At 61.9% G+C, this 23143-nt stretch carries 21 protein-coding genes and 2 pseudogenes; 13 read left to right on the forward strand and 10 right to left on the reverse strand.

Annotated features, from left to right (window positions below):
• Nucleotides 1-66 precede the first annotated feature (66 nt).
• The 10 genes and pseudogenes from NKJ84_RS22945 to NKJ84_RS22990 all read left to right on the forward strand — a co-directional run.
• Nucleotides 67-348: a metal-sensing transcriptional repressor gene (locus NKJ84_RS22945; protein ID WP_352508366.1), complete on the forward strand. Its 282-nt coding sequence runs from the start codon at nt 67-69 to the stop codon at nt 346-348.
• A gap of 8 nt (nt 349-356) precedes the next feature.
• The gene (locus tag NKJ84_RS22950; RefSeq protein WP_352508367.1) at nt 357-1694 is read left to right on the forward strand and encodes a cation diffusion facilitator family transporter; all 1338 of its coding nucleotides are present in this window, start codon (nt 357-359) and stop codon (nt 1692-1694) included.
• 67 nt (nt 1695-1761) lie between these two features.
• The gene (locus NKJ84_RS22955; RefSeq protein ID WP_352508368.1) at nt 1762-3084 is read left to right on the forward strand and encodes an MFS transporter; all 1323 of its coding nucleotides are present in this window, start codon (nt 1762-1764) and stop codon (nt 3082-3084) included.
• Between the two features lie 9 nt (nt 3085-3093).
• A complete protein-coding gene (locus tag NKJ84_RS22960) occupies nt 3094-3534 on the forward strand; it encodes a YqaA family protein (RefSeq protein ID WP_352508369.1) in 441 nt (146 codons plus the stop codon).
• Between the two features lie 163 nt (nt 3535-3697).
• Nucleotides 3698-5260, forward strand: coding sequence for an ABC transporter substrate-binding protein (locus NKJ84_RS22965; protein ID WP_352508370.1), 1563 nt, complete (start codon nt 3698-3700; stop codon nt 5258-5260).
• Between the two features lie 28 nt (nt 5261-5288).
• Complete coding sequence (locus NKJ84_RS22970) at nt 5289-6230, forward strand: ABC transporter permease (RefSeq protein WP_352508371.1); 942 nt, start codon at nt 5289-5291, stop codon at nt 6228-6230.
• Nucleotides 6231-6234: 4 nt separating this feature from the next.
• Nucleotides 6235-7143 (forward strand): ABC transporter permease, encoded by a 909-nt coding sequence (locus NKJ84_RS22975; RefSeq protein ID WP_352508372.1) that lies wholly within the window; start codon nt 6235-6237, stop codon nt 7141-7143.
• Nucleotides 7140-8153: an ABC transporter ATP-binding protein gene (locus NKJ84_RS22980; protein ID WP_352508373.1), complete on the forward strand. Its 1014-nt coding sequence runs from the start codon at nt 7140-7142 to the stop codon at nt 8151-8153. Before NKJ84_RS22975 ends, NKJ84_RS22980 begins: the two co-directional genes overlap by 4 nt.
• Nucleotides 8146-9129 carry an ABC transporter ATP-binding protein gene (locus tag NKJ84_RS22985; protein WP_352508374.1) on the forward strand — a complete coding sequence of 328 codons (984 nt, stop codon included), beginning with the start codon at nt 8146-8148 and terminating at the stop codon, nt 9127-9129. The genes NKJ84_RS22980 and NKJ84_RS22985 overlap by 8 nt, the downstream gene beginning before the upstream one ends.
• 35 nt (nt 9130-9164) lie before the next feature.
• Nucleotides 9165-9281, forward strand: a pseudogene (locus tag NKJ84_RS22990) (YqaA family protein); the annotation flags it as partial.
• A 199-nt stretch (nt 9282-9480) separates the two neighbouring features.
• Here the strand turns inward: NKJ84_RS22990 and NKJ84_RS22995 are convergent.
• The 8 genes from NKJ84_RS22995 to NKJ84_RS23030 form a co-directional block, all read right to left on the reverse strand.
• Nucleotides 9481-10254: a sulfite exporter TauE/SafE family protein gene (locus tag NKJ84_RS22995; RefSeq protein ID WP_352508400.1), complete on the reverse strand. Its 774-nt coding sequence runs from the start codon at nt 10252-10254 to the stop codon at nt 9481-9483.
• A 187-nt stretch (nt 10255-10441) separates the two neighbouring features.
• Nucleotides 10442-11143, reverse strand: a complete 702-nt coding sequence (locus NKJ84_RS23000; protein WP_352508375.1) for a LamG domain-containing protein — start codon at nt 11141-11143, stop codon at nt 10442-10444.
• Between the two features lie 4 nt (nt 11144-11147).
• Nucleotides 11148-12545: an ABC transporter permease subunit gene (locus NKJ84_RS23005; RefSeq protein ID WP_352508376.1), complete on the reverse strand. Its 1398-nt coding sequence runs from the start codon at nt 12543-12545 to the stop codon at nt 11148-11150.
• Entirely contained in the window at nt 12532-13293 is a 762-nt protein-coding gene (locus tag NKJ84_RS23010; protein ID WP_352508377.1) for an ABC transporter ATP-binding protein, read from the reverse strand. Before NKJ84_RS23010 ends, NKJ84_RS23005 begins: the two co-directional genes overlap by 14 nt.
• Nucleotides 13294-13337: 44 nt before the next feature.
• Nucleotides 13338-14234, reverse strand: coding sequence for a DUF1259 domain-containing protein (locus NKJ84_RS23015; RefSeq protein ID WP_352508378.1), 897 nt, complete (start codon nt 14232-14234; stop codon nt 13338-13340).
• Nucleotides 14235-14273: 39 nt separating this feature from the next.
• On the reverse strand, nt 14274-14744 hold the full coding sequence (locus NKJ84_RS23020; RefSeq protein WP_352452041.1) for a chromate resistance protein ChrB domain-containing protein: 471 nt from the start codon (nt 14742-14744) through the stop codon (nt 14274-14276).
• A gap of 587 nt (nt 14745-15331) precedes the next feature.
• Nucleotides 15332-16150 (reverse strand): DUF1259 domain-containing protein, encoded by an 819-nt coding sequence (locus tag NKJ84_RS23025; protein ID WP_352508379.1) that lies wholly within the window; start codon nt 16148-16150, stop codon nt 15332-15334.
• Between the two features lie 26 nt (nt 16151-16176).
• On the reverse strand, nt 16177-17385 hold the full coding sequence (locus tag NKJ84_RS23030) for an APC family permease (protein ID WP_352508380.1): 1209 nt from the start codon (nt 17383-17385) through the stop codon (nt 16177-16179).
• Between the two features lie 189 nt (nt 17386-17574).
• Between NKJ84_RS23030 and NKJ84_RS23035 the strand changes: the two genes are divergently transcribed.
• The 3 genes and pseudogenes from NKJ84_RS23035 to NKJ84_RS23045 all read left to right on the forward strand — a co-directional run.
• Complete coding sequence (locus NKJ84_RS23035; protein WP_352508381.1) at nt 17575-18552, forward strand: chromate resistance protein ChrB domain-containing protein; 978 nt, start codon at nt 17575-17577, stop codon at nt 18550-18552.
• Between the two features lie 9 nt (nt 18553-18561).
• Complete coding sequence (gene chrA, locus NKJ84_RS23040; protein ID WP_352508382.1) at nt 18562-19971, forward strand: chromate efflux transporter; 1410 nt, start codon at nt 18562-18564, stop codon at nt 19969-19971.
• Between the two features lie 110 nt (nt 19972-20081).
• Nucleotides 20082-21019 (forward strand): annotated as a pseudogene (locus tag NKJ84_RS23045) (MFS transporter); the annotation flags it as partial.
• Between the two features lie 21 nt (nt 21020-21040).
• Here the strand turns inward: NKJ84_RS23045 and NKJ84_RS23050 are convergent.
• Nucleotides 21041-21583 (reverse strand): hypothetical protein, encoded by a 543-nt coding sequence (locus NKJ84_RS23050; RefSeq protein WP_352508383.1) that lies wholly within the window; start codon nt 21581-21583, stop codon nt 21041-21043.
• 359 nt (nt 21584-21942) lie between these two features.
• Nucleotides 21943-23013, reverse strand: a complete 1071-nt coding sequence (locus tag NKJ84_RS23055) for an NAD/NADP octopine/nopaline dehydrogenase family protein (protein WP_352508384.1) — start codon at nt 23011-23013, stop codon at nt 21943-21945.
• Nucleotides 23014-23143: the final 130 nt, after the last annotated feature.

The raw sequence follows: 23143 nt of genomic DNA on the forward strand, positions 1-23143 counted from the left end.
TTGCTACATTAAAATCGAGGCCTCTTTGAGACTTGCATATCCACTCCGGGAGGATAGTATCAAAATATGACCGAGCAACCTCACATGCACGAAACCCATCCCGATATCGTCAAGCGCCTGAAACGGGCTGGCGGACATCTCAAGGGTGTCATCGACATGATCGAAGCGGGCCGGCCCTGTCTCGATCTCGCCCAGCAGCTTCATGCTGTCGAGAAGGCCATCTCGCAAGCCAAGAAGACCCTTATCCAGGATCATCTCAACCATTGCCTTGAAGACGTCGTCGGGCCGCTGGCACGTGATCAGCGCCGCTCGATCGACGAGTTCAAAGACATCACCAAGTACCTGTGAGAAGCGCCATGAAAGACAAAGTTCGCGATTGGTTCGGGTTTGGCCCGATGACGCATGGCATGGGCGGCCACGGACATGATCACGGTGATGACGGCCATGGCCACACACACGGTGTCATAGATCCGACGATCGCCACGACGACGCGCGGCATCTGGGCGATCAAATGGTCATTCGTCGTTCTGGCCATCACGGCAGCGCTCCAGCTTGTGGTCGTGTTCCTCTCCGGCAGCGTGGCGCTGCTGGCCGATACGATCCACAATGTCGGCGACGCGGCCACTGCCATTCCGCTGTGGATCGCGTTCGTGCTGGCCCGCCGCAAACCGAGCAAGACGTTCACCTACGGCCTGGGCCGGGTCGAGGATCTGGCCGGGATCGTCATCGTTCTCATCATTCTTTTCAGCGCCATCGTCGCTGGCTACGAGGCGATCGACCGGTTGATCAATCCGCGTCCCATCACGTTTCTTGGCTGGGTCGCCATCGCCGGCCTCATAGGCTTCATCGGCAATGAAGCGGTCGCCGTATTCCGTATCCGCGTCGGGCGAGAGATCAACAGCGCTGCGCTGATCGCGGACGGCTACCATGCTCGCACCGACGGCTTTACCAGCCTGGCGGTCGTGCTGGGCGCTATCGGCGTCTGGCTGGGCTTTCCGCTTGCCGATCCGATCGTCGGGCTGCTGATCACCGTGGCGATCTTCGCCATCGTCTGGCAGTCGTCGAAAGCCGTGTTGACCCGCATGCTCGACGGAGTCGAGCCTGCCATCGTCGATGAAATCCATCATGCCGCCGAACACGTGTCGGGCATCGGACGCGTTGAAAGCGTGCAGGCACGCTGGATCGGACATCGTCTGCATGCCGACGTGGCCATCAGTGTTCCGGAGATGGCGACGGCCAAGGACGTGCTGGGCGTAACCGAAGCCCTCAAGGAGGAGCTGTTCGCCCACTTGCCGGCGTTGGCGGAAGCCAATGTCCGCCTGGTGAGTCCAGCCGGCCCCGCCGTCACTGGCGCGGAAGCTTCTCATGCTCACCATCATGCGCCGGAGCCCTTCAGAGTCGCCTGCGATCTGGCTGCGGGGACGTTGGAAATCGTCGACACACCCGCTGGCGAGCGGATGCGGCTGACCATCGATCGGCATGCCGACGGCCTGACAGCGACGGTGATCATCGACCGGCCCAACGGGTCAGAGACGCTTCGCCTCGAACCCGTCGCTGACAACCATCATCGGCTTGAGAGCACGGTTGCTCCGGCCGAGCCGCATGAGTTCCAAGCGAGGTTGATCCTGGCCGCGAATGGTCGCGAGCAGGTGCTGCCGTTCAAGATGGTCGAACCCGAAGGTCACCACCACTGAGACAGGCGGGCTGTTCGCGCTACATTCCTGGCTCGACGAACCCCAATCCACTGCAAGAAGGCAAAATATGCTTCAGGTCCTGGCCAATCGCACCTACCGTCATCTCTTCCTGGCCCAGGTCATCGCCCTGATCGGCACTGGCCTTGCCACCGTGGCGCTCGGGCTGCTGGCCTATGATCTTGCCGGCGCCGATGCCGGCGCGGTGCTTGGCACGGCGCTCGCCATCAAGATGATCGCCTATGTCGGCGTGGCTCCTGTCGCCGCTGCGTTCGCAGAGCGCCTGCCACGCAGGACCATGCTGGTTTCCCTCGACCTCATCCGGGCCGCGGTCGCCGTGTTCCTGCCTTTCGTCACCGAAGTCTGGCAGGTATATCTTCTCATCTTCATCCTGCAGTCGGCGTCGGCAGGCTTCACTCCGGCCTTCCAGGCCTCGATCCCTGATGTGCTGCCCGAGGAGAAGGACTACACGCGGGCCCTGTCGCTGTCGCGACTGGCCTACGATCTGGAAAGCGTCGTCAGTCCCATGCTGGCGGCGGCGCTGCTTTCCGTCATCAGCTTCCACAGCCTGTTTGCCGGTACGGTTGTCGGCTTCCTGGCATCCGCGGCGCTGGTCGTCTCCGTGGTGTTGCCCAGCCCACAAGCCTCGGAGCCGCGCGGTATCTATGAACGCACGACGCGCGGAATCCGCATCTACCTGGCGACGCCGCGATTGCGCGGGCTGCTGGCGCTTAATGTTGCCGTCGCGGCGGCAAGCGCGATGGTGATCGTCAACACGGTCGTCCTGGTTCAGGCACAGTTCGGCCTCTCTCAAAGTGACACGGCGCTGGCGCTCGCAGCCTTCGGCGGCGGATCGATGATTGCAGCCCTTGCCCTGCCGCGGCTGCTGGAGAACGTCCCAGACCGGGTTGCGATGCTCTCGGGCGCCGCGATTCTGGTCGTGGGCGTGCTGGTGGGACCTCTCGCCGGCAGTTACTATCTGCTGCTGGCGCTCTGGTTCGTGCTCGGGCTCGGCTATTCGCTGGCGCAGACACCTTCGGGCCGATTGATCAGGCGTTCCGCCGATGCCGTCGACCGGCCCGCTCTGTTTGCTGCCCAATTCGCGCTTTCGCATGCCTGCTGGTTGATCACCTATCCCATTGCCGGCCGCGTCGGTGCGGCGATGGGATTGCCTTTCACATTCATTCTGCTCGGCATCATTGGCGCCGCAGCCCTGCTTGCCGCGATCTGGCTCTGGCCGAAACACGATCCCGACGTGCTTGTGCATACGCATGTCGATCTGCCTGAGGACGACCGGCACATCGGCGACGCAGTATGGTCGGAAGCGGGCTATGAGCATTCGCATGGCTACGTTGTCGACGATCGGCACCCGAAATGGCCCAAGGCAAGCTGAGAGCTCGAAATGCCTGGCGAGCTCGCCATCTATGGCGGTCTTTTCCTGACCGCGTTTGCCGCGGCGACCATTCTGCCGATGCAATCGGAAGCAGCCCTTGCGGGACTGCTTCTGACAGAAAGCTATGCTCCGGCTCTGCTCATCGCCTCCGCAAGCGCAGGCAATGTGCTCGGCTCGATCGTCAACTGGTGGCTCGGCCGGGGGATCGATCGCTTTCGCGACCGCAAATGGTTCCCGGTGCGGCCCTCCGCGTTGACGCGCGCGACGCGATGGTATCAGCGCTATGGACGATGGTCGCTGCTGTTGAGCTGGTTGCCTCTTGTCGGCGATCCGCTGACGGTTGTGGCGGGAGCGCTGCGGGAGCCATTCTGGAGCTTCCTTGCGATCGTCACGATCGCGAAGGTCGGCCGCTACCTCGCGCTGGCGGCGATGACGCTGAGCTGGATTTAGCGCTTGTCGAGACCCGCGCCGGCACGGCGACATTACGCGAGACGGCGCTTTCCTTTGCCAAGCGCAGCGCTGCGCGCCAACTTGGATTGGCGCCGAATATGTCTATACAAATGGGAATGCATGTGTACAATCGCTACCAATCAATCAAAAATGGGGAACTGAAATGATCACTCTCGACCGCCGCAATTTTCTCGCCTCCACCGCTGGCCTCGCCTTCGTTGCCGCCTTTCCGCGCAGCGCCTTTTCCGAAACGCATGAAACGCTGAAGATTGCCATCGCCGCGGAGACCGGCGATCTCGACCTGCTGCAGAATGTTTCAACGCTGAGCACCTACACCATCGTCTTCGATGCGCTGATCCACTACGGCCAGAACGGCGCGCTTGAGCCGGGACTTGCCACCAAATGGGCCGTCGCCGACGATCAGCTTTCGATCGCCTTCGATCTGCGTGAAGGCGTGACCTTCAGCGACGGCACGCCGTTCGATTCCACCGCAGCCGAATGGAACCTCAAGCGCTGGATGGGGGTGAGTGACTTCTCCTGGATTGGCGTCTCCGATGCGTACGACAGCATCGTCACCGATGGGCCGAACAAACTGACGGTCAAGCTGAAGCGGCCGGTGCCGGCCGCATTGCTTGAACTCACCATCGTCCGCCCAGTTCGTTTCCTGTCGCCCAAGGCAGTCGACAAGGATGGCAAGCAGACGGCGCCGATCGGAACCGGTCCGTGGATCGTCGAAAAATATGATTCGAGCGGCACCAGCCTCGTTCGCAACGACAAATACTGGGGCGAGAAGCCGCTTTTCAGCCGCATGGAATTGAAGGTGGTTCCCGATGAACTCGCTCGCGCCAACGGCCTCCGCTCAGGCGACCTCGATGTCATCGGCGGCGACTGGGTGGCGACGCTGTCGCCGCGCCGCGCTCGCGCGCTGGAAAGCGACGGCATGAAGGTCGTGGCCGAGCCGGGCACCGCGACGATGCTGCTCGGCTATTCGCCGAAGTCGAAGATCATCGCCGACAAGGCCGTCCGTGACGCCGTCTATGCATCGGTCGACCGGGCGGCGATCGCCAAGGTCCTGTTCGAAGGCTTTGCCGACCCGGCCGCCGATCTGTTCCCGGCGAACGTGCCTTCGTCGGGCAAGCGGCATGACGTGCCGGTGCGCGACGTCGCGGCGGCCAAGAAGATCCTCGCCGATGGCGGCTGGGTCGACAGCGGCGGCGCCTGGACCAAGGCTGGCTCTCCTCTGACCATCGACTTTCTGGTTTCCGAAGAGTCCCTGCCGGGATCGCGGCGCATCGCCGAAATGATCCAGGGTCAATTGTCCGAGGTCGGTTTCCAGGTGCAAGTCTCCTCGGTGGACAATGCCACCATGCATGAACGGCGTCCGGCCTTCGACTATGATCTCGCTTTCTTCACCACCTATGGCGCTCCCTATGACCCTCACGGGACCCTTGGCAATGCCTTCGTCTCGACGGCGGACAGCGGGCCTGACGGCAAGATCTATGTCTCGGACGCGCTCGACGGCGTCGTCAAGGCTGCGCTCGAGGCGAGCGGCGCCGAACGCGACCTGAAGATGCAGGCTCTCTACGATTGGCTGCACGACAACACCGCCATCTGTCCGCTTGTCGTCAGCCAGCGGCTGTGGGCTCACAATCCCCGCGCCGAGAATTTCTCGCTCCCGGCGACCGACTATGATCTGCCGTTCAAGGCGATCACGCTGAAGGCCTGAAGACTTCGAGCCCAAACGAGGCCTGACGATGAAGCGCACGATCCTGCGACGAATGCTGCTTGCCTGCCTATTGATCCTGGCGGCATCCGCGCTGACATTCGCCCTGGTTGCGGCGGCTCCGGGCAATGTTGCGGCACTGATTGCCGAGCGTGCGGCAGGCCCTGGCGCGGACGCCGAAATGATCGCCAAGATCGGCAACGAGCTCGGGCTCTACGACCCGTTGCCGATCCGCTACGGACGCTGGCTTTCCGGCGCGTTGGCCGGCAATTTCGGCATCTCACTGCGAACGGGAAAGCCGATCTCGTCGGAGTTTGCCGCCCGCATCCCGATGACGGCGGCTCTGCTTGCCGGCGGCGGCGTTCTCGCCTTCATTTTCTCGATCACGCTTGGCATTGCCGGGGCCGTCAGCAATGGCGGCTTCATGGACAGATTTCTGCACGCATTTTCGCTGATTGGCGCATCGACCCCCAACTTCTTCGTGGCGGCGCTGCTGGTGATCGTGTTTTCGGTCATGCTCGGCTGGGTGCCCACCTTCGGCACGAGCGGCTTCACCTCATGGCTTCTGCCATGGGTGACGATCGCGCTGTTCCCAGCCTCCGTTCTCAGCCGTGTCGTTCGGGTCAACCTCCAGGAAGCGATGTCGCGGCCGTTTGCGACCACTGGCTTCGCAAAAGGCTATACCAGAACGCAGGTGCTGCTGCGCGAGGCGCTGCCCAACATTGCCATTCCGTTCCTGACGACATTCGGGGCGCAATTCACGCTGATGATCATCGGATCGATCGTCGTCGAGACGGTATTTGCATTGCGCGGCGTCGGTGCCTTCTTCATCGAGGCGATACGCTTCCGCGACTTCATAGGCATGCAGTCGGTGCTGCTGCTGTTTGTCGTCTTCTTCGTCATGGTCAATTTCATCGTCGACATGATCTGCATCGTCGCGGATCCGCGAATGCGCCGGGCGCGGGGAGCATGAGGCAATGAACATTTCTGCTATCAGGGACATCAAGGACTGGCCGTGGCTGGTGCTGCTCCCCGTAATCGGCTTTGTGCTGATCGGCATCTTCGCTCCTGCGATCATGCCTTACGATCCGAGTGCGCAGGACTATTCGGCGACACTGGAGGGCATGAGCTGGAGCCACTGGCTCGGCACCGACTATCTCGGCCGAGACGTCTTCAGCCGCATCGTTGGTGGCGCCCGCATTTCCCTGGTGGCGATGGTCATCGTGCTTGTCGCCGCTCTGGCAATCGGGGTGACGATCGGCTCCTTCGCCGGCTATGTCGGCGGTCGCGTCGAGCTTGTCCTGATCAGCATCATCGACATTGCGCTGGCGCTTCCGAGCCTGGTGATCGCGCTGGCGCTGATCGGCATTCTGGGCACGGGCTATTGGTCGATGATCACGGCGCTCACCCTGGCGTGGTGGGCGAACTATGCCCGCATGAGCCGCGCCGTCGTCACCGCCGAGCTGCAGCAGCCTTATATCGAGGCGGCCAGGGTCATGGGCGCTGGCCATCTCTGGATCTTTGTCCGCCATATCCTGCCGCATGTGCTTGCCCTCGTCGTCGTCTACGCAAGCGCCGACGCCGGCGCGCTTGTGCTGGCCATCGCGACGCTCAGCTTTCTCGGACTTGGCGTCGCGCCGCCGACACCGGAATGGGGCCAGATGCTGGTCGACGGCATGAGCTACATCGAGGAGGTGCCGCGCCTCGTCGTGCTGCCCGGTCTGGCGCTGACGCTGGTCGTGGTCAGCTTTAACCTTCTGGGCGAAGCCTTTGCATTGCAAAAGGTGCCGCGGCCGGTTCGCGGCGCGACGTTGCGCAAACGTCGAAGGGCGCGCGCCCTTGAAGAGACGGAACGCAATGCCGTCGAAACGGGAACGACCTCATGAGCGACGATCAGCCGATCTACTCGATCGAGAACTTGGTCATCGATCTCTACGCCACCACCGTTTCGGTGCGGGCGGTAGACGGGGTGTCGTTCAACGTCCGTCCTGGAGAAACGGTCGCGGTCGTCGGCGAAAGCGGTTCGGGAAAGACCGTCATGACGCTCGGCCCCCTCGGCCTGCTGCCCGAGGGTGTGACGGTGGACATGAGAGGTTCGGCGCGAGCCGACGGAAGCGAACTGCTCAGCATCGGTTCCCGGCAATTGTCGGATCTGCGCGGACGCTATTTCGGCGTGATTTTCCAGGACCCGATGAGCGCGCTCAACCCGATGCTGAAAATCGGCCCGCAACTGGCGCGCCAGGCGCGCCGCTTCGCCGGCCTGTCGCATGAGGCGGCGCGCAAGGAAGCGGTCTCGCTTCTGGCACGCTCCGGCATTCCGGACCCTGAGGATCGCTACAACCGCTATCCGCACGAAATGTCGGGCGGCATGCTGCAACGCGCGATGATCGCGCTGGCGCTTGCGGCCCGGCCGCGCGTGCTGATCGCCGACGAGCCGACTACGGCCCTCGACGCCACCGTCCAGGCGCAAATTCTGGAGCTCATTCGCCAGATCCAGCGCGAGGACGGCATCGCGGTCGTGCTGATCACGCACGACATCGGCGTGGTTGCTTCCGTCGCCGACCGCGTCATCGTGCTTTACGCCGGACAGGTGGCGGAGGAGGGGACGGCAATGGATGTGCTGACCCGGCCGGTCCATCCCTATACACGCGGGCTGCTCGCATCGGTGCCGGATTTTCGTGCTGACGACAATGTGGCTACGCGCGAGATACCGGGCCTGCCGCCAAGCCAGATCAGGCTGGAGCCGGGTTGCCGTTTCGCCGACCGCTGCGAATTGGTCGAAGCCGGTTGCCGAAAACACCGACCGCCGCTTCAGACGATATCCATCTCGGCAAATCCGCATCGCGTGGCCTGCCCGGTCGTGCTGAAACGAGAGGGGATCGCCGTCCATGTCTGATGTCCCGGCGATCGAGGTCAGGGGATTGAAGGTGCATTTCGCCAACCGCTCGGGCACCGACGCGGTGCGGGCGGTCGATGGCATAGACCTGTCGGTCGCGCGCGGAGCGTTCCACGGCATTGTCGGCGAGTCCGGTTGCGGCAAGACCACGCTGGCGCGCACCATCGTCGGTTTGCAGAAGGAGAGCGAGGGCACTGTCCTGATTGGGGGAAGAGATCGCGCCGAGTGGCTGAAAGCGGACAGGAAGTCGTTCAGCCGTGAAGTCCAGTTCGTCTTTCAGGATCCGTTGGGATCGATGAGCCGCCGCCAGACCGTCTATCAGACCCTTGAGGAGCCGCTGCAGATCCATCGCCTCGGCTCGTCGGCAGAGCGCCGGCGCCGCATCACCGAGCTTCTGGACCTGGTGGCGCTGCCGCAGACGGTGCTTGACCGGCTTCCGCGCTCGCTTTCCGGCGGTCAGCGCCAGCGTGTTTCGATTGCGCGCGCGCTCGCGTTGAAGCCGTCCATACTGGTGTGTGACGAACCGCTCAGCGCTCTCGACGTTTCCATCCGGGCGCAGATCGTCAACCTGTTCACGTCGTTGCAAAAGCAGCTTGGTCTGACCATCGTCATTGTCGCGCATGACCTGGCGATCGTGCGTGAGGTCTGCTCGAACGTGACGGTGATGTATCTCGGCCGTATCTCGGAAGCCGGCGTGACCCGGCCGCTGTTTCGCGAGCCGGCCCATCCCTACAGCCAGGCGCTGCTGTCGGCTGTTCCTTCTCCCGATCCTCGCATCGAAGCCGGGCGCCGCCGGATCATTCTAGCCGGCGATCCGCCGAGCCCAAGCGCGCCGCCTCCGGGGTGCCGGTTCAACACACGTTGTCCCGTGGCGATCGATATCTGTCGGGTTGAGGAACCGATGCTGCGATCGGTGCCGCATGGCGGCGTTGCAGCCTGTCATCTGGCCGATAGCGGCCGCCGCCCGGTTATCTGAAAGATGTCGTTTCTGCGCCGGAACGATTCGCGAAGCTGACCGTGGTCTCGGGCGTCCTGCGCGAGCCTTTCAGGGTTTTCCTGCTGCTTGTCGCCGTCGCCAAGGTCGGCCGCTATCTGGTTCTTGCCGCCGTGACCCTGAGCGTGATCTGACCTCGCGAACCTTTTCGAAGCTGAGCTGGTTAGGTCGGCTGGTTCGAAGAGCCCTGTATGATGCGCGCGGACGGGAAGCGCTAGCTCTTTTTGACGGCGACCTTGTCGAGGGCTGCGCGCAGGCCTTTTGCCAGCTTCTACGTATCGCGCGACCGGTCAACCAAGCTACGGCGCAGCGCTCCAGCCAACAGCGACATTGTTAAGACATTCCTGTGGCCGCGCGCCAGGCCTGCACAACCAAGCTGTGCTGGTTCCAGATCATCAGCGCTCCACTCACAGCCATGAGCGCGACCACAAGGCCGCGGAACTGTCGTCCACTCAGGCGTTCGAGCCAGCGCTTGGCCAGCAGATTGGCAAGCGCAGCGCCCAAACCCGCGGCTGCGCCGTACATGACCGCCTGACCACCGAGCGCGCCGAGTCCGGTGAATACCGCGATCTTGACGACATCGGTCACAAACGAGTTCACCGATTTCGTGGCGACCAACGTCTCCTTCTCCGAACCGTAGTTCAGATAGAGCGAATTCAGGACGGGTCCCACCGTGCCCATCAGCGCCGACAACAGCGCGACGATCAGGCCGGCCGGGAGGAACCACCAGCGGCGGGCTCGGTAGCTCCGCTCGCGCGCGCCGCCGCGAAATTCCCAGACTGCACTAATCAGATAGATCCCTATGAATATCTGGAGCCATTCCGCCCGACTGTTGGCGAAGAGCCAGGAGCCCGCCGCGGCGCCGGCGATGGCGCCGGGCAGGTACCAACGGACCAGGCTCCAATCGATGTTGCGCCGAAACGCCAGGGCGCGGATGGGATTGCCGATGAGCTCGGTCAAGGTGATGACCGGCGCAACCGCCGCGCTCGCTGTGATGAAAGTCACGGCGGGGATCAGCAATAGACCTCCGCCTCCGGCCGAGAGGGTGTTCAGCGTCCAGGTGAGGAACCCCGCCAACGCCAGGAGGCCTAGTCTAATCCAGTCCATCCGATCAGAACGAAGCGGGCCTTCGATCGTTCCGAACGCATCGGTTCGCAAAAACCCGGCCCGCCTTTTGAGTCTCGTGTGCGATGGAAATAATCACCCGTTACCGGGCCAAAGCGGGCGCCCGGAAGACCGGACTCCGGCGCACCGTGCCGCCGATAGCTTTGAAAGCTGGTTGAAAGCGTACCGGCTAACCAGCCGGAGTTACGGTGAAGTCATCAAAATACACGTGACTGTCGGCCTTCGACCACAAGCCAACACGCCCGGTCACCGGCTCAGGCAGCGTGTCCTGCAGGTAGAGCTTGCCGTCGACATAGCCTTCGACCTTGGTGCCGGCGATGCGCACCTTCAGGTCGTGCCATTCATGGGTTGAGGTTGGGGTGTTCTTGACCCAGGTCACCGACGAGCGTTTCCCCTTTTCGAACCTCCACAAGACAAGATTGTTCTCCAGAGGGTTGGCGCGAATCGTGAGATAGTCGCCATTGGGCTTAAGGTTGAACAATATCCCTGCACCCTGGTCGATGCGGCCGCTGATGCCTTCGAAGCGGACGCTGATCTCTCCATCGCGGAAATCTGGCGTGCGTTCAAAGACCGCGTAGGGGAAGTATGCATAAGCCTGGACGCGGTCGAGAAACTCGGCATACCGCTCCCCATAGAGCGCCCGTGCCTTGTCGGCGAGGCCGGCGGAGGTCTGCCCCTCCTTCCATTGGCGGCCATCGACGGCCAACACCTTGTTGTCGCCTTCAGTTTCAATCCGCCAAATGCCCACCACGCCGGGCATAGCCTTCGAATCTGCGCCAACTTCCTCGTCCGAAAAGTTCACGATGCTGCGCTGGCCGGCAGAAGCTGGCAGCAGCAAGACCACCAGGCCGGCAGCTGCGGCGACTGTCACGAGGCTATGTGAGATTTTCACGGCTGATCTCCTTCTGGCTTGAAGCGTATTCGATGGTCGGTACCCGGCGGCACCGCCACCAGGCGACCCCGATGAGCAGCGGCAGGCCGCCAAGGAACCAGGGAAGCGCGATCCAGGGCACGGCGACGAGCGGATAACCTGGATAGTCGTCGGTTCCTGTGACCGGTGCGAGCAGGGGTACGTTTGCGAGCCCGTAGAGGAGCGGCAGAATTTCCTCGGTGCCCGTCGATCGGCTGACAGCCGACCGGCCGCCGTAGCTGTACTCCACTTCACCATACGACTCGTCGCTTGCGCTGCCGACAGCGCTCTGCTGGTCGCCTGCAGGACGGATGATAATCCGGGGAATGATCCGCTCGAGCTTCGACAGGATGCTGGTCTGCAAATCCGCATACCGGGGATCTTCAGGTACCAGGTGAACGGTGATGGTCAGCTGCTTGCTGAGCTGCGCCAGCGCCTGCTCGTCGGCTAGCGAGAAAGAGTTCCGCCGGTCCTCGGTCGAATCCACCGACCATCTGATCTGGGCTGCAGCGACCAGCACAAGGCAGGTCGCCACGATGCAGACGACCGAACGTGCAACCTTGGTGCGCAGGGCAACGCCCATCGGGAGCCAAATGGTAGCGAGCGCAGCAAAACCAAGAATCGCAGCGAGCACCCCGACGACAAGACTGATCGACAGCAATCCGAGCTCAAAGGTGTGCAGCGTTTGGGTGAGCGACAGCCACGACGACCAGCCAAGGAGGTCGGGTTGGCTGGCCGCCGCGAAGTCGATGACCCACGATCCAATCGTGAAACCGAGCGTGACAATCGCGGCGGTTGCCGCGCTCTCGGCAAGCGCGGCTGCGAACAATGCAATGGCGCCGACCAGTAGCCCGTAGAGCAAATGTCCGAGAACAAGATTCAGCGTCTCGGCAACGAACAGGTGTCCGCCCATGAACTCCCAAATCGCGAGCGCAGAGATCGCAGGCACCGCGGCAATGAGCCAAGCTGCGAAGACGGCAACCAGCTTCGCGCCAATCAAGGTCGGCGTTCGATAGGGCAGTTGGATCAGGAGCCGCAAGGCGCCGGACTCCTTTTCGTTGCCGAGCACGCGTATGGCAACAAAGGGAAACAGCAGTGTGACGGCGACGTAGAAGCCACCGAACGTCGGGACCAACACGCCGTCAATCGGTGATAGCGCGCTCGCGAGCCCCGACGCGTCGAGCGCCGTGGCGCTCGCGTTGCTATAGAGCGATACGGCCTGAAAGAAGCTGAAGCCAATGAGAGGGCAGAGTATCAGCAGCATTATCCAGAGCGGCCGGCCGCTCGCCATTTCCCGCAGCTCCTTGGCCAGCAAGGGGCCGAAGGGAGCGCCGAGCGGTACGGCTGCCTCAGGTGAGCGCAAGGAAAACCTCCTCCAACCCACCGGAGGAAATTCCCGCACGCGCCCGCAGGTCGCTCAGGGATCCGATGCCGCGTACGCGGCCGTCCGCGAGCAAGACGAAACGGTCGCACATGCGCTCGGCATCGAGCAGTTGGTGTATCGCGAGGACGAGGCTGCGCCCCTGCGCCGCGACCTTGCGAAGCACGCTCATGATCTCGCAGGTCTGTCGTAAGTCGAAGCCGTCAAAGGGCTCGTCCATCAGCAGCAAGGGATGCGGCGTGATCAGGGCAAGCGCCAGCATCAGTCGACGGGCATACCCCTTGGACAATTCAGACACGCGCTTGATTAACACCGGTGCAAGTCCGACGGCCCCGACTGTCTCCGCGACGTCGAGGTGCGATGTCCGGTAGACATCAGCGAAGAACGCAAGAACATGTTCGACGTACTGGTCGCGCCAGGGCCGCAGGCCGTCGGGAAGGAAGAAGATCGACCTGCGGCGCGATGCAGGCGGCAGAGAGGCGCCGTGCCGGAGAATCGTTCCCGAGTCGGCCGGAAGAAGGCCGGCGATCGCTTCCAACAGCGTAGTCTTGCCGGCGCCGTTCGGCCCGATAAGACCGAGAACTTCGCCGGCCTCCACGTTGAAGGCAACATCCGCCAACGCGGTTTGCTCGCCATAGCGCTTGGTCAACGCACCGACCTGAAGGGCATATCCTCCCTCTTGCCGTGTAGCGATTTGCGCCTTGTCAGACATCCGGCTTCGCAGCAACATCGGCTGATTCCCTCCCGGCGTGCGATCGCGCGGAGGCCCAATATCTAGCTCTTCTTGACGGCGACTTTATCGAGGGCCGCGCGCAGGCCTTTTGCCAGCTTCTGCGCGTCGTCATTCGCCCAGAAATGCATGAAGAAGAGCCGCGGCTCTTCATCGAGCATGTGGCTGTGCAGCGCGGTAATCTCGATGCCGTTATCCTGCATTGCCTTGAGAACCGGATTGACCTCCTTGGCGGTCAGCACAAAATCACCCGTGATCGCTGCTTTGCCACCGCCCGTCGACTGGAAGTTGATCGCTAAGGCCGAGCCCAGGGCGGCCGGCACGTCCATACCATTTTCCTTGACCGGTTCGGCGCGCAGGATACTGAACTGGTAGACGCCGCCATTGACCTTACCTTTGTAGCCAATGGCCTTGTCGACGGCCGCCGTGTCGATCGGCTGGGTGGATGCTTCCGATTGCGAGGCACCGGACGCGGCATTCTCCATCGGGGTCTTTGTCAACGCCAATCCGGCATGAAGCGCAGTGGCGAGCGTGACGGGATCACCCTGGCCGAACACGTGCATGTAGAGCGTCATCGGCTCCGCGCGCAGCAGGTGGTTGTGCACTGCAGTGATCTCGATCCCACCTTCTTGTAGCTTCTTCATGACCGGGTTCACCTCGTCCTGCGTCAGAACGATGTCGCCCATGACCATCGCCTGGTTCACCATTGGCTCGAACGCGATCCAGCCTCCGAGCGCAAATCCTGGCTTCAGGGATATCCCATCGAGGGATACTTTCAGGTCGGTTCGTGGCAAGCCCACCCTGTAAACGCCGCCAGGCATTTCCGTTCCGGATTTGCCGAGTGTCTGCGCGACTATTTGCCAATTGGGTGCAGCCGATGCCGGTTCGAGCAGCGCCGAGACCGCAATTAGCATTGCGCCGCTCATGAGTTTTGCATGCATGGGAGTTCTCCTTGTGATCTGCCCCCAATCGCCCACCGGTCAAGCCACAGCTGGTTTCATGGCAGGTGGCCAGCTGTGCGTCTCCGCCTTGCGGCGCGAAGCCCAGGCATAGAGCGCGTCGTAGATGACGAAGCCGTGCTTCAGCACTTCCTGGTCGTCGGGCGTCACGTCCCTGAGCCCCATCGAGATCGCAAGCAGCCCCGCAGACTGTGGCGTCAAATCGTGCCGATCGGTGTCGGCGCCGCGCACGATCGAGGCGATCGTCACGATCGCCGGATCGCGCTCGAGGCCGTATTTCGAGACGAAGGTATCGAAACTGCAGCCGTCACCCACATGCGTGAACTCGACACCGGGCACGTCATACGGTGTAGCGCCCGTCTCCTGGGCAACCGGGATCACCCGATCCGGCGGCACGAACAGGAATTCTGGCTCCTTGTCGATGAAGCGAGCGATCAGCCAGGGACAAGCAATACGGTCGATGACCGGACGTTCGCGGGTAACCCATTTCATGGCCTTGTCTCCCTTTTGGTTGGCGCCACTCAGCGCGGCCTACTGCTGCGATACCAACAACGCTACGCTTGGATGAAGAATGATACAAGTGTTACATATTATTTTGCCCGTGATACGGTTCATTTATGAGTGATGGCGAACCGAATGGAACAGCGCTGGCTGCTCCTTATCCATCAGCCCATCAGCTGCCGAGCAAGCCGGCCTTCCGGGTGAAGATCTGATGGCGCGCACCGAAATCCTGCGAGCCAAGGCGGGACATGTTCTGGACATCGGCGCCGCGCTGGCGGTTACCCTGCTCGGCCGCTGATCCGGAGATAGGTTTTCGATCTTGGCCGACCCGTGTTTGGGGTCCGCCGTGACATCGACTGGATCGATGCCAACGGCAGTTCCCAAGAGATGTGCCGTTCGGCCCCGCCAGGATCGACGAGTATGGCAACTTCGACGGAACCGCCACCCAGGCCGACCTTCCCACCGCCGTCGCGCCGCCAACCCGAGCGCTGCGCCGAAGTTCTTCACTCGATACATCATCGCTGCCATCAATCGCGAGCGCGCGGCGGTCGCGTGACTCCTGTGGCGACTGCAACAGACTATTGCTGTGTGTTGAGCGCCCGCCTCAAGCTCTGCGCCAACGCCTGAGCATTGCCGATGCCCCAGTAGTGCAAGAAGATGATCCGCGGGTCTTCAAAGAACATGTGATTGTGCACCGCGATCACTTCAATCGCTCCAGCTTGCAGTTCACGGATGACCGAACGGACTTCATTTTCCAGCATCGCAAAGTCGCCGCAGACCGCGGCGCGCTCGTCCGTGCCCTGAAAGGCTAGCCATGTGTTGTAGCCCATTGCCGCATCAATATTGAGCTCGCCACAGCGTGTGCAGACGACGGGCACGGATGGGCGCCCCAGGACAAACTTGAGCACGCCGTCCTTGCTCTCGCCCTTGTGCTCGACAATCGCCTCAAGCGGCGGCGCGTCCAAGCTACTGTTCACTTTCTTCATGGCAGGTTCGACAGGATGCTTCTGGCGCACGATTTTTATCGCTTCAAAAATCCTATGCGCTCCTGTCGCTAACGCAGTTTCATCAGCCGTACCCTCGACATGCATAAACATCACGCGCGGCTGTTCGCGGACGAAATGATTGTGTAGGGCTGTTACGTACAGGTTCGCCTGGATCGCTGCGGCCATCGCGTCCTCGATTTCATCTTCGAGCACGACGATGTCGCCCATCAACGTGGCATGATGTGCCCCCTGTTTAAAACTGACCCAGGAGGTGAGGCCCATAAACGGAATGATCTCAAAGCCGTCCAGGGTCACTCTCATTTCACTGCGCGGGACCGATAACTTGAGCACGTCCCCCGTGGTCTGTCCCTTCAGTCCGGTAAGGGATTCAATAGCTTGGGTATTGAGCATCTTAGACCTCCTCGTTTCATCTAGCACTAGCCGAAACCAAATTTCGGTTGGCGCCGCACAATGAATCGAGTGCCGAACGCCATCGCGAGCGTCACCATTCCAATTATAAGGTGCAGGAGTGGTATGAAAAAGAGCAGTGTGAAGCAGCAAGCCAGGCCCAACCAAGCGAAGAAGGGCGAGAATAGGCGCTGCTCCTTGCTTAAGTGCAGAGCCGCGTAGTGGGTAATGGCAAACCAAACCAGCAGGTAAAAGCTGGCGAGCGGCAAAACCTGACGCAGGTCGAACACCAGCACCACTGCAAAGACGAGCACGCCGACGGCAAGTACTGCGTGACGCGGCACCTTGAAGCGCGGATGGACCTCGCCGAGCCATTTCGGCAATTCGTGCGCCTCGCCCATCGCGAGCGCCACACGCGAGACGCTGAGCAGATCGCTAACGAGTTCGTTAATCGATGCTGTCCATGCGGCCCCCAGGATCAGCCAGCCGCCCCACGACCCGATAGCCTGCATACCTGCCTTGAAGAGAGGTACGTCATCTTTGGCCATTTCCTCTGCGCCAAGCACCCCCAGAGTAGTAGCGGCCACGGCGTAGTAGACGACGGCGGCGATCGCAATGCCGCCTAGAATGGAGAAGGGAATGGCCTTTCGGGGATCCCGAATTTCGCCCGCCATAATGGCGGTGCGCATGAAGCCGTCCCAAGCCCAGAAGAAGATCGCGGCGCCCGCCATAAATGCGAATGGCCCCTTATCCAGTGTCGGGGCCAAACGAGCGACTTCTACATGCGGAGCCGCGAAGAAGACGAATACGCCCAGCAGCGCAACGATGACCAGCATCAGGCCAATAATGACTTTGCTCGTGAAGGAGATACCGAAGGAATTCAGTGCCATGACAACGAGTACAACCGCGCCAGCCGTCAAATGTAGGGGCAGGCCAGGAATAAGTTGTGCTGAGTAATAAGCGAAGGCGAGCGATACCACGCTCGTGCCCACAATGCCCTGTCCAACATAGCAACAGCCAGCAAGGAAGGCGACCGTGTCGAGACGGAACGCTCGTGCCCAGATGAACGCACCGCCATGTCTGGGGAAATTGACGCCGAGCTGCGCGCCGCTGATACCTGTGGCCAAGCATACCAGCCCTCCTGGAATCATCGCCAGGAGAAGGGCGGGACCGGCCCGCTCGGCGGTCGCACCAAGGGCACCGAAAATACCCGTCCCGATAATCATGCCGGCAGTCATGAGCCTAGCTGCGGTGCGTCCAAGGGTCCGAGTCGCGGATGATCCTGACTGGGTAGCCCCACCCGAAGCTCTCATTTCGGCACCTCCTGTCAGGCGTCAGCGGGACAGTCTGCGAGACCGCCAACGCTACGCCTGAACAAATAATGATACAAGTGTTGCATTTAATCTTGCACGTGATACGGTTCACTTATGAGTGAGGGGGAAACGACGGAACAGCGCTGGCTGCTCCTTATCCATCGGCTGCCGAGCAAGCCGGCCTATTTCCGGGTGAAGATCTGGCGGCGGCTGCAAGGCATCGGCGCGGTCGCGGTAAAAAGCACCGTCTATGCACTGCCGGCCAATGCCGAGACGCAGGAGGATTTCGAGTGGCTCCTGAAGGAGATCGTCGCGGGTGGTGGCGAGGCGATGGTGTGCGAGGCGCGTCTCATCGACGGATTGTCGGATGCCGAGGTCCAAGCGCTGTTCGATGCGGCGCGTGATGCCGACTATGCGGAGATCGCCAAGGAAGCGCGTGGTCTCGCCGCCGAGATCGGCGCGAACGCCACGCCGGAAAAGCGTGCGGAGACACGATCGCAGCTCGGCCGAATACGCAAGCGGCTCGCCGAGGTGGACACGATCGACTTCTTCGGCGCCACGGGTCGCCTCGCGGTTGAGGGTTTGCTCGCCGAACTCGAGACGCATCTCGTGGAGGACCAGCCCATGACCGAGGAGTCAAAGGCGACTGAGCCGATTACTGACCTCAAGGGCCGGATCTGGGTGACACGCCGCGACGTGCACGTCGACCGGATGGCCTGCAGCTGGCTAATCCGTCGCTTCATTGATCCAGACGCCGTCATCCGCTTCGTCCCAGGCAAGAGCTATGCGGCAAAGCCGGGAGAGCTGCGCTTTGATATGTTTGACGGTGAGATCACCCATGAGGGCGACCGCTGCAGCTTCGAGGTGCTGCTCACCCGGGCCGGGCTTGGCGACCCGGCGCTGCAGGCCATCGCCGAGATCGTCCATGATATCGACCTCAAGGACGGCAAGTTCGGGCGCGACGAGACGACGGGCATTGCCAGCCTAATCGCGGGCATCGCCATGACGAATAAGGGCGACGAGCAGCGGATCGCGCAGGGCGGCCCGGTCTTCGACAATCTCTACCAGTATTTCCGCCAGAAGCGCGGGTGAGGGGAACCAATGACCAGCGTCCATGCCGTCCATCCGAATGCGCTGGGGGATGAACCTTCGCATGGCATCCCCTTCCGCGAAGCAGTGCGGGTCTGGGCGCGAGTCGCTGCGTTGAGTTTTGGTGGCCCGGCCGGCCAGATCGCGGTAATGCATCGCATCCTCGTTGAGGAGAAGCGCTGGATCGGCGAGACGCGGTTCCTGCATGCGCTGAACTACTGCATGCTGCTGCCAGGACCGGAGGCCCAGCAGCTCGCCGTCTACATCGGGTGGCTCCTGCATAAAACCCGAGGCGGGCTCGTGGCCGGCACGCTGTTCGTACTGCCCGGCGTCCTCGCCATCATGGCGCTGAGCTGGATCTATGCAATCTTTGGCAATGTCGGCGCGGTGCAGGCGCTTTTCTTCGGTCTGAAGGCCGCCGTCCTCGCCATCGTGCTCGAGGCGGTTATCCGGGTCGGCAAGCGGGCGCTCAAGAACAAGGTCATGATAGGCCTCGCCGCCGCCGCCTTTATCGGGCTCTTCCTGTTCCATGTCCCATTCCCGCTCATTGTCCTGACGGCCGGAGTGATCGGGTACGTCGGCGGGCGGGCCGGGCTGGCAGCGTTCATGGCGGGCAACGGCCACGGCAAGATCGGCGGCAAGCAGGTCGCCGACGCGGAATCGGCGCTCGGCGAAGGCATTCCTGCCCATGCTCGCCCGCCGGTCAGCTGGTCGTTGAAGATCGGAGGTGTGTTTCTGGTGCTATGGCTGGCACCTGTCCTCGGCCTTTTCGTGCTGTTCGGGTCCGGCAATGTCTTCGCCGATATCGCGGTCTTTTTCTCGAAGATGGCGGTCGTGACCTTCGGAGGCGCCTACGCCGTCCTCGCTTACGTGGCGCAGCAGGCTGTCGATACATATGGCTGGCTGAAGCCAGGTGAGATGCTGGACGGCCTCGGCATGGCGGAGACGACGCCTGGCCCCTTGATCATGGTGACCCAGTTCGTCGGGTTCATGGGCGCGTATCGAGCGCCGGGATCACTTAATCCGCTGCTCGCTGGAACGTTGGGCGGCCTGCTCACCACCTGGGTCACCTTCACACCTTGCTTCCTCTGGATATTTGTCGGTGCGCCGTTCGTGGAAACGCTGCGCAGCAACAAGGCCTTGTCCGCCGCGCTGGCGACCATAACGGCAGCCGTGGTGGGCGTGATCCTGAACCTGGCGGTGTGGTTCGCGCTTCACGTTCTGTTTGGTGCACTGCGCGAGGTCAAAGGGTTCGGCATGACGGTCGATGTGCCCGCATTCAGCTCCGTCAACGTCGCGTCCCTCGTCCTGACATTGGGTGCGCTGCTAGCGGTGTTTCGCTTCAAGATCGGCATGCTCCCGGTGCTCGTCGGCTGTTCGATCCTCGGGCTGCTCTACGGGATGGCGACGGGAGCGATCTAACCCCGTGCAGCCAGCGCCCTGACCCGTGGGGTGAGGAGGTGGAGGCATCGTTGACGTTACAGTGGCTCGCGCACGGTTTGCGCAAAGCTATTTCGAAGCGGCGCTTCAGGCTGCTTCCTGCCGGTGCTGAGCCGACTGCTGCGAACCTGCTGACATCCAGGGGACTGCGGGCGTTCGGTGACGGTCTGGTCAGCATCCTGCTTCCCGCCTATCTGGCCACGCTCGGCTTCGACGCCTTCGAGATCGGAACCCTGTCGACGGCGACGCTCGCGGGCTCAGCCGTCCTCACCCTGGCTGTTGGGATCGTCGCGCATCGCTTCTCCCGTCGAGCGCTGCTGACCGCAGCGGCTGTCCTGATGATAGCAACGGGGGTCGTCTTCGCTGTCGTTCACGACTTCTGGCCGCTGCTTCTCATCGCGTTCGTCGGCACGCTGAACCCATCTTCAGGGGACGTCAGCGTGTTTCTACCGCTCGAACATGCGCAGCTTGCGCAGAGCGTCACCGACCGCGACCGCACGGCGCTCTTTGCGCGCTACAGCCTCATCGGCTCTCTCGCCGGCGCCGTCGGAGCGCTGGCCGCAGGAACGCCCGACTTTCTCCGCGACGCCATCGGCCTGGAAATGAAGCAGGCCCTCCAGGCAGCTTTTCTATTTTATGCCTCACTTGGGTTGGCGGCGGTGCTCCTCTATCGGCGGCTGCAGTGTTTACGCACCTTCCGTCGAGCCTCTGTCTGGTGCTCATCCCGTTCATGCCGAGCGTCGCTCCGGCTGTCGTTCTTCTGCTGATTAGAAGCGCGCTGTCGCAGATGGACGTACCGACCCGCACATCGTACCTCATGGCCGTGGTGACGCCCGAAGAGCGGGCTGCCGCGGCGAGCATCACCGCCGCCCCCCGCAGCCTCGCGGCGGCCGCCAGTCCAGTCCTCGCAGGGGCTCTCCTTGCCGTCTCCAGCTTCGGCTGGCCCCTGATCATCGCCGGTGGGCTGAAAATTATCTACGACCTTCTGCTGCTCGCGACATTTCGCAGTGTTCGCCCTCCAGAGGAGCACGGGGGCGGGAGGAATGACATGTCAGTCGGCCATGATCGAACTGGCAACGACGCGCGGGTTTCCTGGTGGCGTTGAAGGCAGGACCACCAGCCGGACAAATTGCTTACGTCCGCCGGCAACGAGGATGTAGAGACGCGAGAACTCCTCCGTATCGCGGTCTTCGGCAATCTTCTCGGCATCCGTACGGGTGAAGAAACTCTTCCGAAATGCCTCTTCATCGATATCGGGAAATGCCAGCGTACACGTCTGCACCGGTTTGCCGCTCATCGTTGCCTTGGTAGTGCCGATGATGGTTCCTGCTGGCAATCCTTCCTCCGCTTCGGCCACCAGCCATGCCTCCACTGAGGTTGGATTAGCGATTGGCGCGAGTTCGCCGAAGCCTGCTTCGGCAATAAGTGTCCACCTGCGTTCGTGCGCGGTCTCTATCATGCGCTCGAAATTGGGACCCTCGGCCAGACAGGTACGGTGAAATTGTTCGACAGCCTGATCCGCATCACTGGCGGCCTGCGCCGGCGACATCGTCAGACCCAAGATGGTCCCTGCCAACGTTAGAAATCGGAACATGTCTATCTCGCGTAGCTGATTGTGGACGAACCACTTATCCTGAACGGGCTACGACACTCGTTGTTCCGGACTGTCGGCGCCTGCATGGCCGGTATCTTGATGGAGGCGCGAAGCGCCTGCGCAGTTGATGCAATGTTCAGGCATGTGGCAACTGATGGAACCATGCCGCACTGGGTTTCGATGACGGACCCTGCTACAGACCAACTCACACCGCCGGGCGGGACCATTCGATCTCGTGCTGAGTTCCTGGAGACATCTCCCGGCGCTCGCCGAGGAACCTGCATGTCGTGCTCGCCGGCAACCAGTCCCGGTGGTTTTTCGGGCACTTGGCCTATGTCCCAGTCCACGGCGGAAACTTGTTAGAATCCCTTACGGCAAAGGTTTTCGAGGTCCGCTTTTGCCATTCCCTCGAAGCCCAGCGCGGGAAGAATATCATTATCGCCCTTAAGATCGCGACCGTAAGCCGCCGAGAATATGGCAATTCCAGATTCATGGAGAATCGCTGAATTTCCGCTGATCTTCCCCAACAAAACGGTCGGCAGCAGCCCGAACGGAACGTCCTCGAGAATATAGCGGCTTTCGATGGTTGACGGGCCGAAGCCGCCGCGGCCTTGGCGATCCATCTCCTGGTTCATTTCCGAAACGGTGGCCATGGGGACGTGAAACGACAATGAAAAATGCTCTTCAACTGTGCGCACGGCAATTCCAAAACGGGCGGCGATCGCCAATCGTTCCGCGTCCAGAGCCTCGATAAAGCGGCCGACAGCCGGGGTGACGTTTCCGGCCTGGCTCCACTGTTCTCCCTTCTCCATGCGTGTGAGATTAAGAAGAGCGATCCCGAGATGGTTCTGCGGATTGAGGTTGCTGAGTGCGATAGCAAGCATGCCGTCGCGCTTGACGAAACGATCGCCGAACAAGCTCGTGCAAAGCTCGAACCCTTGGTCCTGAGCACTGAAAGGCAGCGTCGCGACATCCAGTTTCTGGCGAACGGTTGCAACATCGATTTCGGCTGGCCCGCGCTGTTGCCCGGTCACGAGCGTGGTACCCCAGACGACGATCGGCAGGCTAACCTTCCGGTCCGCAAGCCGCTTGGAGAGATACAGTGCCCCAAAGGAACTGTGCGAGCTGATGATAACCGGCGTTCCGTCCCTTAGATAAGGAGTGGCAGCGTCCATCACCATCTTGTGCCCGTAGGCCGGCAACGCGATTATGACGACGTCGGCATCGGCAATGGCGTCTTCGCAATCCTTGGCGATGCGCACCTTAGTCGTTGCCTTGATAGCTCCGGTAGCCTTCAGCAATCCACCGGCGGCCAGCGCCTTGGTGCGTTCTCCGGAAGGCGACCAAAGCATAGGGTCATGTCCCGCTTCGGCCAGATAGGCGGCAAGGCCGTAAGCAATCGCTCCGGCGCCAAGAATGCTTACGCGCATAAATTCCCTCCTGTTGCGGGCATTGCAGCCTCCATTTCTCACTAGGAGGTTCCACAAATCGGAGCCGCATCTGCCATCGTCGGCTTCTGGCGATGGGATTCCGGCCTGAGCCCGCGATTGCAACATGCCT

Source organism: Mesorhizobium sp. M0048, assembly GCF_040323405.1.
Taxonomy (GTDB): Bacteria; Pseudomonadota; Alphaproteobacteria; order Rhizobiales; family Rhizobiaceae; genus Mesorhizobium.